Origin of the sequence: Mariniphaga anaerophila, from assembly GCF_900129025.1 — a bacterium.
GTDB classification, from domain to species: Bacteria; Bacteroidota; Bacteroidia; order Bacteroidales; family Prolixibacteraceae; genus Mariniphaga; species Mariniphaga anaerophila.
Window position 1 is genome coordinate 55,838 of record NZ_FQUM01000011.1, and the last position, 14,971, is coordinate 70,808.

General features: G+C 41.4%; 12 protein-coding genes. 4 read left to right on the forward strand and 8 right to left on the reverse strand.

Translation table 11 applies throughout. The annotated features are described in order from the left end of the window. Nucleotides 1-246 precede the first annotated feature (246 nt). From BUB08_RS17595 to BUB08_RS17620, 6 genes are all read right to left on the reverse strand, one after another. Nucleotides 247-630, reverse strand: a complete 384-nt coding sequence (locus tag BUB08_RS17595; protein WP_139249782.1) for a hypothetical protein — start codon at nucleotides 628-630, stop codon at nucleotides 247-249. Nucleotides 631-799: 169 nt separating this feature from the next. Next, nucleotides 800-1,195, reverse strand: coding sequence for a RidA family protein (locus BUB08_RS17600; RefSeq protein ID WP_073003232.1), 396 nt, complete (start codon nucleotides 1,193-1,195; stop codon nucleotides 800-802). 57 nt (nucleotides 1,196-1,252) lie between these two features. Continuing rightward, nucleotides 1,253-3,031: an aminopeptidase P family protein gene (locus tag BUB08_RS17605; RefSeq protein ID WP_073003233.1), complete on the reverse strand. Its 1,779-nt coding sequence runs from the start codon at nucleotides 3,029-3,031 to the stop codon at nucleotides 1,253-1,255. Beyond that, complete coding sequence (locus BUB08_RS17610) at nucleotides 3,028-3,552, reverse strand: NUDIX hydrolase (RefSeq protein ID WP_073003234.1); 525 nt, start codon at nucleotides 3,550-3,552, stop codon at nucleotides 3,028-3,030. The genes BUB08_RS17605 and BUB08_RS17610 overlap by 4 nt, the downstream gene beginning before the upstream one ends. Beyond that, nucleotides 3,552-4,454, reverse strand: coding sequence for an alpha/beta hydrolase (locus tag BUB08_RS17615; RefSeq protein ID WP_073003235.1), 903 nt, complete (start codon nucleotides 4,452-4,454; stop codon nucleotides 3,552-3,554). The genes BUB08_RS17610 and BUB08_RS17615 overlap by 1 nt, the downstream gene beginning before the upstream one ends. Nucleotide 4,455: 1 nt before the next feature. Beyond that, a complete protein-coding gene (locus BUB08_RS17620; RefSeq protein ID WP_073003236.1) occupies nucleotides 4,456-4,992 on the reverse strand; it encodes a hypothetical protein in 537 nt (178 codons plus the stop codon). 114 nt (nucleotides 4,993-5,106) lie between these two features. Here BUB08_RS17620 and BUB08_RS17625 point away from each other — a divergent pair, with 114 nt between their 5' ends. Continuing rightward, on the forward strand, nucleotides 5,107-5,751 hold the full coding sequence (locus BUB08_RS17625; protein WP_073003237.1) for a LysE family translocator: 645 nt from the start codon (nucleotides 5,107-5,109) through the stop codon (nucleotides 5,749-5,751). On the opposite strand, the gene BUB08_RS17630 is transcribed toward BUB08_RS17625, so the two are convergent. Continuing rightward, entirely contained in the window at nucleotides 5,744-6,547 is an 804-nt protein-coding gene (locus tag BUB08_RS17630; protein WP_073003238.1) for an SDR family oxidoreductase, read from the reverse strand. The two genes, BUB08_RS17625 and BUB08_RS17630, sit on opposite strands and share 8 nt — an antisense overlap. Before the next feature lie 228 nt (nucleotides 6,548-6,775). Then, nucleotides 6,776-7,903: an aldose epimerase family protein gene (locus BUB08_RS17635; protein ID WP_073003239.1), complete on the reverse strand. Its 1,128-nt coding sequence runs from the start codon at nucleotides 7,901-7,903 to the stop codon at nucleotides 6,776-6,778. A 130-nt stretch (nucleotides 7,904-8,033) separates the two neighbouring features. On the opposite strand from BUB08_RS17635, the gene BUB08_RS17640 reads away from it, so the two are divergent. The 3 genes from BUB08_RS17640 (at nucleotide 8,034) to BUB08_RS17650 (ending at nucleotide 14,763) form a co-directional block, all read left to right on the forward strand. Next, nucleotides 8,034-9,245, forward strand: coding sequence for a FecR family protein (locus BUB08_RS17640; RefSeq protein ID WP_073003240.1), 1,212 nt, complete (start codon nucleotides 8,034-8,036; stop codon nucleotides 9,243-9,245). A gap of 129 nt (nucleotides 9,246-9,374) precedes the next feature. After that, entirely contained in the window at nucleotides 9,375-12,848 is a 3,474-nt protein-coding gene (locus tag BUB08_RS17645) for a TonB-dependent receptor (protein WP_073003241.1), read from the forward strand. 19 nt (nucleotides 12,849-12,867) lie between these two features. Further along, nucleotides 12,868-14,763, forward strand: coding sequence for a RagB/SusD family nutrient uptake outer membrane protein (locus tag BUB08_RS17650; protein WP_073003242.1), 1,896 nt, complete (start codon nucleotides 12,868-12,870; stop codon nucleotides 14,761-14,763). Nucleotides 14,764-14,971 lie beyond the last annotated feature (208 nt).

Consider the following 14,971-nt stretch of genomic DNA (forward strand, 5'->3'; position numbering starts at 1 on the left):
GTTAGAAATAATTCGAATGCCTTTTTAACGTAGTGTGAATGTAGTAAAATCAGGTTAAAAATACTTTTAATTTCGATAATGTAGAATCAATCTTTCAGTTGTTTGAGATAAACTTTGTGGCAGTTGTGTTTGTCTGCTTATTAAGGTTTTTGTTAAATGATGAGATGCTGTGTTGAAAATTAAGTTCTTATGTTTTATTTGTATTGCGCAAGGCGTAACGGAAAGTGTTAGGTTTGCGGGGCGCTCTTACTCAAAAAACAGCGTGCCTTTTTGAAAACTGATGTTACTTTTTACTTTAAGGATAGCTTCATCGCGAGAGGCAAAGTCATAACAAAATTTTGTTTCAATATAATACGCTGTTCCTTCAATTTCATAGAGATTGCTTTCTTCACGTGTTATCTCAATTTCATAAACCCCCTCTTCGAACTCTGTTGGAAGTAACAATAGTTCAGGCTCTTCCAGATCCCCGCCCGAAGTCAGAACTTTCATGCCCGTCTCCGGTTCAATTGCTTCATAAAAATTAACAACATCACATTCGTCTCCTGACATTTCGTTGGTATGTGCCTTTTTTGATGAAGTTGAAATAAGTGCGATTCCAATTAACAGGATGAGTATTCTGAATTTGTACATGTAATTTTGTTTAGAGTATTGATTGATAATGTATCGATATGATTTTTTCTTAGCTTTTTTTAAAAGAAACACTCCTTGTTTGTTGAGCAAATACTGTAAAACGTGCTAAGCGCGTAATGCTCTCCGTTTTGTCAGACTGTTTGTTGGCGGCAGTGTGTGCGTTATTTTTTTACTTGGCAGCCCAAATCTCGATTTCAATTTTCAGTTCAGGCAGTCCCAAAGCCGTTATATAAGCAATAGTCATAGAAGGATATTTCTCCCCAAACAGTATTTCCCATTCGTTGTCAAAAAAATCCCAGTCAATTTCTTCGGTAGCCCAAATGTTTACTTTGATGACATTGTCCGGAGTTAGGGTTTGGCTATCCAGCAGTTGTTGAATATTCCTGAAAGTAAGAGTTACTTGTTCGCTCAGTTTTTCGGGAATGTTTCCATTGTTATCTATGCCAATTTGCCCGGAGAAGGTGTATAAATCTGAATTTTTTGGGATTATTGTTACGTGAGAATAATTGCCTACTGGTGGCGGAATATTTTCAGGGTTTAACCGAATTATTTTATTTGTATTCATTGCTTTTCTTTATTTTTTTGGAGGGTTGCTTCTAATTACCAGTCGCTGCTTTTTATACTATTGGTTTTCTGTGAGTTCTTCCAAAAAGCGAACGAGTTCTTCTCGTACCAACGGTTTCAATTCGCTGCGGACTTTATTGTGATAGGCGTTCAGCCAATTGCGCTCTTTCTCGGAAAGAAGGCTGATGTCAATTAAATTGGTGTCAATCGGGCAAAGCGTAAGTGTTTCAAATCCCAGGAAATTGCCGAAAGAAGTTTTTTCTTTTTCCACACAAACAATCATGTTTTCGGTACGAATACCATACTCGCCTTCGCGGTACAGCCCCGGCTCGTTAGACAACACCATTCCGGGTTGCAGGGGAACTTCGTTAAACTCTTGCCTGATGGAAACCGGTCCTTCGTGAACATTTAGAAAGTGCCCAACGCCGTGCCCGGTTCCGTGCCCGTAGTTGAGCCCGTGTTCCCAAAGTGGTTTTCGCGCCAGAATATCGAGGTTGCACCCTTTTGTTCCTTCCGGAAACCTGGCCAAACTAAGTGCAATCATTCCTTTTAACACCAATGTGTAATCGGTTTTTTGCTGCGCTGTTACTTTTCCCAACGCCACTGTGCGCGTAATATCGGTTGTGCCTTGCAGATATTGTCCGCCCGTATCGAATAACAGTATTCCTTCGGGGCGCAACGGCAGCGCATTGTCTTTGTTTACACTCAGGTGAACAATTGCGCCGTGTTCCCGGTATCCCATAATTGGTGAAAAGCTTTCCCCTTTAAAATCTGGTTGGAGTGAGCGGAACCAGGCCAGTTTTTTGGCGGCGTCAAATTCTGTTACGGTATTGTTTTTTACATTCTCTTTTAGCCAGAACAGAAACTCCAAAAGTGCCACGCCATCTTTTTTCATGGCTTCCCGGAACCCTGAAAGTTCAGTTTTGTTCTTTCTGGCTTTCAGCATCGAAACCGGAGAAATTCCTTCCACAATTTTGTTTTCGTTTTGTAGTGTACTGAAAACAGAAAAGCTGGCTGAGGTTGGGTCGATAAAAACAGTTTTTCCTTTTACTGACTTTAGCCACGCCGGAAATGCGGAGTAAGGGCGGAGTTCAATCTTTTCTTTTTCGAGGTGGATTTTTAACTGGTTGGGAATTTTAGCGTTGTCAACAAACAGAATCCAATCGTTTTTGCCGGCAACACCATATCCGGTAAAAACCGGGTTGAACGGAATGTCTGACCCGCGCAGGTTGAATAGCCACGCCAGTTCGTCGAGGGCGGTGATTACCTGAAAGTCGGCATTGTGTTTCTTCAACTCGGCTGCCAGCAGTTCTTTTTTCCCTCTTCTTGAGATTCCTGTGTGTGCGTGTTTGTAATCGAAAACTTCATCAGCGGGGATTGCCGGACGATCTTCCCAGATTCTTTCGAAAAGATCGGATGTCTCCACCATGCTGATTCCTGTTTTCTTCAGCGAATTATTCATGGTTTTGTACCCGGAAACTGAAAGGGTTTGCGGGTCGAATCCCACTTTGCTGTTACGTTGCAGTTTTTTCGAGAGCCACTCTTCCGGAGAAACGGCATCTGCCACACGAAGTTTGTACATTTTTATTCCCGAACCTTTTAGTTGCTCTTCAGCCTGTAAAAAATAGCGGGAGTCGGTCCAAAGTCCTGCTTCTTCCTGGGTTATTACCACAACTCCGTATGAACCGGTAAAGCCGGAGATGAAAGCCCGGGTTTGCCAGCGTTCAGGCAGGTACTCGCTGGCGTGCGGGTCGGTGCCCGAGATGTACCATGCATCAAGATTTCGTTTTAGTAGCTCCAGTCGGAGTGATTTTATACGTTGGCGTATTTCGTTCATCGCTTAAAAAATTGTTGTACAAAACTGTTGATAGAAGGGGCCGGAATCTGGTTGAAATCGATTTCGTTTTCTGCGAAAAACCGGAATTCCTGAATGTCGTCCTGAGCTTTTAATCCGGAGATGGTTTCCGGAATAACCAGAAACGCCATGTCGAGCGTAAATACGCTGATGCCGGAAAAAATATATTCATTCGGTGCAGACGAAACGTATTGCATCGACTTTACTTTCATTCCCAACTCTTCCATGAGCTCGCGTTTTACGGCTTCTTCTGCCGTTTCTCCCGGATCGACAAACCCACCGGGCAAATCGAGTTTCCCGTAATCGGGCTCAACGCCTCTTTTTGTAAGCAGCAATTTCCCCTCGTCGTTCACCACAAGAGCCGCCACTGCCGCAGCAGAATTTACATAAAAATGAAACCCACAGTCGTTGCATTTCAACGATAAGTCGGGGCAGGGGGTTAGTGCAGAGGAACCGCATTTTGGACAAAATTTCAGTACTCTAAGTGGATGGGTCGGTTGCATTACTTAATAATTTTAATCGCTTTTAGCCAGTTGATAAAAAGTTCCGGCCACTGGTCAGCCGGCAGGTTTTTTTTGTTCATCCCAAATCCGTGGCCTCCTTCTGCAAAAATGTGCATTTCGGCCGGAATATTATTTTTTTTCAGCGCCAGGTAAAACTCAATTGAGTTTCGAGGAGGAACAGACTTGTCGTCGTCGGCAAGCACCAGAAATGCAGGCGGGGTTTCCGGGGTTACATGCATTTCGTTGGAATATTTCTGAACCATTTCCCAGTTGTTCCCTTCGCCAATCAGGTTTTTGCGAGAGCCCATGTGCCCGAACTCCTCACGAAAAGTGATGACCGGGTAAAGCAGTAACATGAAATCGGGACGACAGCTTACTTTTTCCAGCGGGTCGGTGCTCTGTTCGTTTCCGTAATCGAACCTTGTTCCTACTGTCGATGCCAGATGTCCGCCCGCCGATGAGCCTGCAATTCCGATTTTAGACGGGTCAATTCCCCAGTCTTCTGCATGGCTTCGCACAATGCGCATGGCCTGCCGTGCATCGCCCGAAGGTATTTCGTGATGCCCGTACGGAAGCCGGTATTTTAATACAATGCCGGCAACGCCCTGTTGTTTCAGCCACTCGCCCATCTCGTATCCTTCGTGGTCCATGGCTTCAATTATGTAACCACCACCGGGACAAATAACCACTGCCGCGCCTGTGTTTTTACTTTTTTCGGGAAGATAAACATACATTTCGGCTTCAGATACTTTCCGAACTCTGGCGCCTTCGTATTTTTCTTCGGGTTCGTCCATGCCGTTATGATTGGGCGCGCCGTTTGGCCAAACCTTTAAAACTTTATTCTGTGCAGTCAATCCTATTGATAATAAAAAGAGGGTTGTAAAAAAGAGTGTTCGTTTCATTTTATTTTGATTTTGCCCCAACAAAGAAGTCTTCTTTTTCAGCAAAAAGAACATTAAATGTAGTAAGTGACCCGTAAATGCGGGTAATGTATTGCTGAAGGTTTAATTTTTCTTCGTCGGAAAGGACTTTGTGGCTATTTATGTTTTGCTCCAGCACCCGAAGGCGATCGCGCAGCATTACAATTTTATGGAAGAAAACCTCGATGGGGATCTCTTTGGGTTTCAGCTCGTCGTTAGCCGGTTGAATAAGCAATGTCCCGCCTTTCCATTTTTCGCCCAGGGGCACAACGGCGTTCAATGCACCATATTGGTCAAGCACATATTTCAGTGCATTCTCAACATCAGAAATGGTCAGTCCCTTATGTGGGGGAGCATCCACATTTTTTTCCAGAACGGTTAAATCGGTATTCCGTTTTGTGAGTTCAATTTTTCCGCCTTTCTCGAAAAAAATTTCGTAGGCAGTAAGTTTATTTTTACTGATTATTCCTTCGCCGTAACGTGGATGTTCCACGCGTGTGCCAACAGATAATTCTTCCATTTCGTAAATCTTCTCTTTTAGTTAAATGTGAAGGTAAAATTATAAATAATTTACGCATGAGCACCGGCTTTTAAAAAAATCGGGATTATACACGAAAAAATGTACTTTTGCAGCATGTTAGCACGATTATTACTTGAGGGGATGTTTATTGGACTGTTGGCGTCGGTGCCAATTGGCCCGGTTAATATTTTGGTGATACAACGTACTATAAACCGAAGCCGGAAAGACGGTTTTTTTTCGGGCTTGGGAGTTGCACTTTCCGATACTTTGTATGCCAGCTTTGCGGCGTTTAGTGTGGGGTTTATTCTTCAGTTTATTAAAGAATACGACGTGGCTTTCAGAATCACGGTTTCTGTATTATTGCTGTTGCTGGGGCTGTTTATTCTGTTTTCAAACCCCGAAAAGATAAGAAATGGAAGCGACAGCGATAAAAGCAGCTATATGAAACGTTTTGTTTCTGCGTTTTTACTCACCATTTCCAACCCGCTGATAATTTTTCTGCACCTGGCGTTGTTTACCAGTTTTGGGATTGTATTAAATGTAAATCATCCGGCAGAAGCAATTGTTGTGCTAAGCGGTTTTATGCTGGGCGCGGTTGCCTGGTGGTTTTCCATTACCGGAATTATCAGCAGGTTCAGAAATTTATTCAGCCTGAAAATCTGCCTCTGGTTTAACCGGATAGCCGGAAGCATTATTATTCTGCTGATTGTCGGTTCGCTTATCTATTTCTTTTTTCCTGATTTGAAAATGCTTATTTAAACGGTGAGTCAGGCTCTTTTGCAAACCATTTGTAAGACATTTTTTCGACAAAGCGGGGGAGGAACTTTGATAAAAAGACAGTGAGTTTTCCTTCTACAAACGTAAGTACCAAATTTCTTTTTCTTTTTCGAATAGCTGTATAAATATGTGACGCACATTCTTCTGCCGACATCATTTTGTCTTCGTCGCGCGGTGTTTCGCCCTGCTGGTTTCCGGTACTGTTTAATGCTGATTTCCGAATTTCGGAAGAGGTGAATCCCGGGGCTGCAATTAGTACATGCAAGCCGGTTTTCAGGTTTTCAACCCTCAACGTTTCCAGAAAGCCACGCACTGCAAATTTAGATGCTGAGTAGCCGGTACGTCCGGGTAACCCGATGTATCCGCCAATGGAAATTATTCCTGCCACCGAGCCTTTCGTTTTTAATAGCCACGGCAGCGCGTATTTTGTGCAGTAAACAGTTCCCCAGAAATTTACATCCATAACCCTTCTCACAACATCCAGCTCGAGTTGCTCAAAAATGGCCCGCATGGAAATGCCCGCGTTATTGATTAAAACATCAATTTTCCCAAACCGTTTAATGGCTTCGTTTACGAGATTTTTACAATCCTCTTCGGAGGTAACATCGGTTTTTACGGTAAGTATTTCTGTGTTTTGTAACTTGGTTTTTATTTCCTGCAATCGTTCTTCTCTGCGGGCTGCCAAAACCAAATTCCAGCCTTCAGCAGCATACTTTTCTGCCAGGGCCTTGCCAATGCCCGACGATGCGCCGGTTATTATGACTACTTTTTTCTGCATAGATAAACCCAAAAAGGGCAATTCCTCCAATTGATTTTTGTGGCGAAAGTATAAAAAAAACAGGTTCCCGGGTAGGATTTTAGTATGATTTACAACAACAGCGTGGCAGACGCTCTGTGTGGTGAATCATTTCCTCACGGGGTGTTTCCCGTCAGCAGTACGTTGCAATGGCTGTAATCCGCTTGCAATTTTGTGCCAGCTTTTAATAACCGGCTGTATTTTTTGAAATTACTGTTTTACCGAAAACTTATATGTGGTGGTAGACGTAAAAACATCTCCCGGATTTAATAATGTTGATGGAAATTCCGGCTGGTTCGGGCTGTCAGGGAAATGCTGTGTCTCAAGACAAAATCCGGTGCGCGCGGTGTATGGCTTTCCACTGTTCCCGATTTCGTTCCCTTTCAGGTGGTTCCCCGTGTAAAGCTGAACGCCGGGCTCGGTAGTAAATACCTCCATGTAGCGGCCGCTTTCCGGTTCAAATGCACTGGCAGCAAACGCCAGTTCGCCGGGTTTTTTATTGATGGCATAATTGAAATCGTATCCAACTCCAAATTTCAACTGTGGATTATCTGCGTCAATTCGCTCACCAATGGCATGTGGCGTAGTGAAATCAAGCGGAGTTCCTACTATACTTACAATTTCTCCGGTTGGAATCATGCTGCCGTCAACCACAGGAGTTGATTTGTCGGCGTTAATAACCACCACATGATTTAAGATGTCGCCATTTTCTTCGCCTCTCAAATTAAAATAACTGTGATTGGTTAAATTAATGCAGGTGGGTTTATCTGTGGTAACTTCGTAATTAATCTGAAGTTCATTATCGTCGGTAAGTGTGTAGGTCACCTTTGCCTTTTTATTTCCAGGGAATCCAAATTCCCCATCGGGGCTTTCTATCATGAAAGCAGTTGTGTTTCCGTTTTTTTCGTAGTCCCACACTTTTCTGTACCAACTGTCTGGTCCGGAATGAAGGCAGGCTTCTCCGTTGTTTACGGGTAGTTGATAAGTTTCGTCGCCAATAGAAAACTGAGCGTTGGCAATTCTGTTGGCAAATGGTCCAACCACTGCACCGTGGCTTGCCCCGTATTGCTGATAATCTTTGATGGAATTGAATCCAAGCAGCACATCGGCAAAGTTGCCGTTTTTGTCGGGGGCATAAATGGAAACTATTTTTGCACCGTAGTTGGTGAGGGTTACTACCATCCCGTTTTTATTTTCCATTTTAAACAACCGGGTTGATTTTCCATCGATAACCTCTTGAAAATCGGATTCTGAGTAGGGCATTTCTATTTCGTTTTTGTTCATGGAATTACACGCAGCAGTAAATGCAATTAGAAGGATTACTCCAAGTTTTTTCATTTTATGATTTTTTTTTTGACGCTTTATTGTTTAATAATAAAATCCAAAAATACGAATTCGAATAAAAAAAGTAATTTTTATTGTCTATAAAATTGTTTTTCGATCATCTGTTACTAGTTGAACAGATAATATGACGAAAAAACTAAAAACAGATTTTCTTTCATTATTGAAGAACGAAAAGTTTATCCGGTTGGCTAAACAGTCTGATGATTCATCGAAATTATCGGAACATCTTCGAACAAGGTATCCCGATGATGCTGATGAGATTCAAAATGCTATTCAGTTTGTTCAGGTAAACATGCAGGAGCAGAAGAGACTTGCTCCCGACGATTTTAATGAAATATTGAGTAGTGTCCTCTTTCATTCAAAAAGCACGAAGCGGGAGAAGAGAAGAAAACTTATTGTTTCATACTCATGGAAAGCAGCAGTTGTGTTTTTTGTGATGGCTTTTGGAACCCTGTTTATTCTTAAAGAAGCTGATGACCCCATAAAAAAGTTTGCTCAAAGCACCTCAGAAAGAACTGACCGGTCAATGATTGTGTTGTCTGACGGCACCAAACATTTGTTGGAACACGATGATTCTTCAATTGAATATGATTCGGTCCAGGCTGAGGTTATTGTTCGTAAGGATGAGAAAGAAGAAGAAAGGATAGAGAATAAGGAGGTATCCGACAATCGGAAACTGAACCAAATTATTGTACCCTACGGTCAAAAGCAAACCATTACTTTATGCGATGGTTCGGTTGTACAGTTAAATGCAGGGAGCAGCCTTACATTCCCTGCTAAATTTTCTGGAAAAAACAGGGAGGTTTACCTGAAAGGTGAAGGGTATTTTGACGTACAGAAAAATGAAAAATTGCCTTTTGTAGTAAAAACAGATCAGATGGATGTTAAGGTGTTGGGAACCTCTTTTAATGTTGCTGCTTATGATGATGAAAATACAGTATCGACTGTTTTGGTGGAAGGAAAAGTGGAAGTGTCGCGAAAAGGAAGTGTGTTTTTTAAAGATAAACAAGTGATTGCTCCAGGGCAGGGGTACTTTTATAATGCAGATGCCGACAATGCGGTTATTCGCAGTGTAGAGGTGGAAAATTATACTTCATGGGTAAATGGAGTGTTTATTTTTAGAGAAAAACCTCTTTCAGAAATTGTTAAGCGACTGACAAAATATTACAACTGTTCCATACATATAGAAGGAGAGAAACTTGCTTCTACGCAGGTAACCGGGAAACTGGATATCTCGGGCAACATTGACGATGCCATGCAATACTTGTCTAAAACCATAGAAGGAAGATATGATAAATCCCCCGAAGACATTTATGTTCTGCGAACAGATCTTTAAATCGAAATACTAACTAAAAATCAGAATAAATGGTGAAAACTTAAACTGAAAAATGCCGGCAGATGGGCCAACATCTCACCGGCAATGTGATTATTAAATCGAGTTACCAATTTAAATCCGTGTAAAAATATGAAAAAAACTGAACAGAGTGATGAAGTTCTCAAACCTGTTTTGAGAAAGGTGTTGATTATTATGAAACTAACATTTTTTTTGATGTTTCTGGGATTAATGGGAGTTTCGGCTTCTACCTATTCCCAGTCAAAAAAACTAACACTGCATGTAGAAAATGCATCGATTCGTGAAGTGTTTGATCTGATTGAATCTCAGAGTGAATTTATTTTTATTTATAAAAATGAGATTTTAGATCCATCAGTAAGAGTAAAGCTGGATAAAGACGATTCAACCGTTGATGAGGTATTGGATGAAGTTTTGGAGGCATTAGAATTGAAGTATGAAATATTGAATAAACAAATCATTCTAACGCCTGAACGTGCTGCAAAGGTTAACAAAACACCGGGTTCTGAAAACAAGTCTCAGGCCGATCAGCCTGGGAAAATAGAGGTGAGAGGAAAGGTTACAGATCCTGATGGAGGCCCTCTTCCCGGGACAACAATAACCATTGTTGGTACTACAAAGGGTGTTATTACAGATAACGATGGAAAATATACCATCGAAGTTAATCCGACAGACAAACTTACCTTCTCTTTTATCGGGATGGAAAGCCAGATAGTAGAAATTGATAGCAGAAAGGTTGTTAATGTACAATTGAGTCCAAAAATTGACGAGCTGGACGAGGTTGTGGTTGTGGCATTTGGTAAACAGAAAAAAACTGAAGTAGTTGGTTCTGTCTCTTCCATCAGCCCTGAGAAATTACGAATTCCTGCAAGTAACCTAACTACTGCGCTGGCAGGGCAGGCTGCTGGAGTAATTTCTTACCAGTTGAGCGGAGAACCGGGGCAGGATAACGCAAATTTCTTCATCCGTGGTGTTACCTCTTTCGGAACCGGGAAAGTTGATCCTCTTATATTAATTGATGGTATAGAACTGGGCGTGACAGAAATGGCCAGACTGAGGCCCGATGATATTGAGAGTTTCGCCATTTTTAAAGACGCTACATCAACAGCATTATATGGAGCAAGAGGTGCCAATGGTGTTATTTATATTACTACCAAGCAAGGGAAAGAGGGAAAACCAAAGGTAAATATCCGCGCTGAAGGCTCGTTCTCTGCTCCTACTCGGAACGTGGAATTTGCAGATCCGGTTACTTATATGCAGCTATATAATGAGGCTCAGTTTTCCAGAGATCCTTTTGCTATTCCCTGGTACAGTCAGGAAAAAATTGATCGCACAGCCGAAGGTGCAAATCCTATCATTTTTCCGGCTACTGACTGGAGAAAAACACTTTTTAAAGAAAACACATTTAATCATAGATATAATATGAGTGTAAGTGGTGGAGGGAAAGTGGCAAACTATTACGTTGCAGGATCTTATTCTCAAGATAATGGCGCCCTTGAGGTAGATAAAGTAAACAATTTCAATAATAATATCAACCTAAGAAGTTATACTCTAAGAGCAAACGTAAATATATTTCTCACTCCGTCTACCGAAATGGTGGTTCGCTTGAATGGTAATTTCGACGATTATACCGGCCCTATTGAGGGAGGAGGAACAATCTACAAAAAAGTGGTGCGAACAAGTCCTGTCGATTTTCTCCCCTATTATCCTGTTGACGAAAAACATAGTTATGTTCAGCATATTATGTTTGGTGGTTTAAGTGACAGGGGTTTCTTAAATCCATATGCTGATATGGTAAAAGGGTATAAAGAGTATACCCGCTCTCTTATGCTGGCTCAGTTGGAGTTTAAGCAGGATTTATCAGCTATAACAGAAGGACTGAGGTTTCGGACTATGTTGAATACTAACCGGATTTCTCGGTTTGATATTGAACGTGCATACTCACCATTCTATTACGAATTGATTGGGTATGATAGAAGAACGTATGATTACGAAATTGAAGTGATAAATGAAAATGGAGGACAGGAGTTCTTGGATTTTTCTTTAAATGACAAAAATCGTATTCAAAATTCAGATTTCTACCTGGAATCTGCGTTGGATTATAGCCGCACTTTCAAAGAAAAACATACTCTTAGTGGAATGATGGTTTATATTATGCGTTCCAGCACATCGGCTACTGCAGGATCACTACAGTTGTCTCTTCCGGCCAGGAATATGGGGATATCGGGCAGAACCACTTATTCGTACGATGATCGTTACTTTGCCGAATTTAACTTTGGCTATAATGGCTCTGAGCGTTTTCACAAAAGTAAACGATTTGGTTTTTTCCCCTCAGCTGGTATTGCATGGAGTGTTTCAAACGAAAATTTCTGGCTTCCGTTAAAGGAGACATTTAACAATCTGCGGTTGAGATATACATACGGTTTGGTAGGGAATGATGCTATTGGAAGTGCATCTGATAGGTTTTTTTATTTGTCAAATGTAAACATGACTTCTTCAGGAAGGAGCTCAACTTTTGGAAGAGAAAGCGATTACACCCGTTCAGGAATTGATGTAACTCGCTACGCAAACCCCGACATTACATGGGAAGAGTCGCACAAATCTAACCTCGCGTTAGAACTTGGACTTTTTAATAAAGTAAATATACAGGCAGATTTATTTTCTGAAAGACGAAAAAATATTCTGATGAGTCGTGCTGATATTCCCTCTACGATGGGGCTTACTGCGCCTGTTCGAGCAAATATCGGAGAGGCCTCTGGCCGTGGAATTGATGTCTCAGTAGATATTGCTCATAATTTTAACCAAAGTTGGTGGATACAGGCACGAGGTAATTTTACGTACGCGACCAACAAATATGAGGTGTATGAAGAACCACTGTACGATAAAGAATGGTGGGCTTCCCGAGTTGGGTATCCGATTAGCCAGCAGTGGGGCTACATTGCCGAACGATTGTTTGTAGATGACGAGGAAGTTGCGAATTCGCCGGTTCAGAATTTTGGCGGAGTAACCAATATTGCCGGAGACATTAAATACAAAGATGTAAACAAAGACGGACAGATCACTTCATTGGATATGGTTCCGATTGGCTTTCCAACAGTTCCGGAAATTAACTACGGATTTGGATTCTCTATGGGGTACAAGCGTTTTGATATTTCTGGATTTTTCCAGGGATCAGCACGTTCTTCATTCTGGATGGGAGGGTCTTCTGGCCCTTCTGCAGTGGAGCCTTTTGTTGATGGGAAGCAGATTTTAAAAGTATTTGCTGATAGTTACTACTCTATGGAGAATCCTGATCTATACGCACTGTGGCCCAGGTTAAGCATTCAGTCTCAGTCTAATAATATGCAGCGTAGTACATGGTGGTTGAGAGATGGATCTTTTCTACGGTTAAAACAGGCTGAGATTGGATGGTCTGTTCCCGAACGTTTAGCCAAAACCATGCATATGCAAAATCTTAGAGTTTATTTTAGTGGTACTAATTTGTTCTCGTTGAGCAAGTTTAAGTTATGGGATGTTGAAATGGGAGGTAATGGATTAGGATATCCGTTGCAGCGAACATTTAATATTGGGGTCAATATGAATTTTTAACGAAGTAAACTTAAAAGAAATGAAATATATTAAAATAGCTGCTTTAGGATTATTGTTGGCAATATCTAGTGCCTGTTCTGATTATTTGGATATTGTTCCAGATAATGTAGCTACAATCGATTACGCGTTTCGGATGCGTTCAACGGCAGAGAAATATTTGTTCACTTGCTACTCCTTTCTGCCCGATTTGGCGGCTGTGAATAGCCTAAATCCAGGAATGTTTGGAGCAGATGAGTTCTGGTTCAATCCGGAGGTTTACACTTTTTCAAATTGGTCAATAGCGCAGGGGTTGCAGAATATTAATAGTCCGTTAATGAATTATTGGTCAGGAAGCGGCGCCGAAGATATTTGGACAGGGATCAGTCAATGTAATATTTTTCTTGAAAATATAGCATCTGTCCCGGATATGGATGACTGGGAAAAGAATCAGTGGGCTGCCGAAGTGAAATTTTTAAAAGCCTATTATCACTTTTGGATGGTAAGAGCTTATGGCCCTATCCCAATCATCAGAGAGAATCTTCCCATTTCTGCTTCGGGAGAAGAGGTTCGGGTTAAGCGTCAGCCGGTTGACTCAGTCTTTAATTATATAGTAGAATTGCTGGATGAATCTATAGGAGATCTTCCCGATAAAGTGTTGGATGAAACGTCTGAGTTAGGACGAATTACTGTCCCGATTGCAGTGGGAATGAAGGCGAAAGTGTTAGCTTATGCAGCAAGTCCTTTGTTTAATGGAAATGTTGATTATCAGGGATTCTCCAATGCAGACGGGACTCTTTTGTTTAGCTCCGATTACGATGAGAAAAAGTGGGAAAAGGTTGTTGTTGCCTGCGAGGATGCTTTGGGAGTGATTCATTCAATAGGTCATAAATTATATGAATTTCAGCCATCTATTACCACCGGTAAAATTTCAGATGAAACCAGATATCATTTGAATTGCAGAGGAACGGTTACTGACAGATGGAATACTGAAATTATTTGGGCAAACACCAGCAGTACCACCCGGCATGTCCAAACTTGGTGTGCCCCCAGAGCCTTAACTCCATCGCAATACAATTACTCGGGGTCAAATGGAAGTTATGGTGTAACGCTTAAACTGGCCAGTCTGTTTTATAGTAAAAATGGCGTTCCTATTGAGGAAGACGTAACCTGGAATTACAGTAATAGGTTTATGCTTAGAACAGGCTCGGATGCGGAGAAACATTGTATTAAAAATGGTTACACTACTGCTGAGTTTAATTTCGACAGAGAACCCCGGTTTTACGGTTCACTCGGTTTTGATGGAGGCATCTGGTATGGAAATGGGAATTACGATGATGAAAATCCCTATTGGCTGGAATCAAAGTTTGGCCAGTTTTTAGGAAAAGAACAGGGGGGATGGCATGCTGTTCCGGGCTACTGGCCTAAAAAACTGGTGCATTTTACCAATACAGCAACAAACAGAACAACCTATGTTTCGACGGATTATCCGTGGGTAATGTTGCGGTTGGGAGATCTCTATTTGCTTTATGCTGAAGCATTGAATGAGGTCGGACGTTCTGATGAGGCTATTGAATATGTGGATAAAGTGCGCGCTAAATATGGACTTCCCGGAGTGGTTAACGCCTGGAATACATATTCTAGAAATCCGAATAAACCGTCTACTAAGGACGGATTAAGAGAGATTATTCGAAGGGAACGTACCATTGAACTTGCTTTGGAAGGAGAACGTTTTTGGGATCTGAGACGGTGGAAAGAGGCTCCGCTTGAATTAAATAAGCCAATTACCGGTTGGGACGTAGATCAGTCGAAAGCAGAGGACTATTACCGGGTTAAAATTCTATTTAACCAGAGTTTCAGTTTAAGAGACTACTTCTGGCCCATTCGTGAAAGAGATTTGGTTGTGAATAGGAACTTGGTTCAAAATCCGGGGTGGTAATTGTTTCTTTATTTTTTTATTAGTAATGAAATTGTTATTGACAATTCAACCAGACACTTTATTAGTAAGATGAAACGAGTCAATAATATATGTATCTACCATGGATTTTATATTAAGGCGAGCATCTTTTAAGGCAATGCTGGCCGGTTTTTAAATCTTTTATTGATGAATAATAATAAGAATTATAAAATGAGCATGATAATGGAAT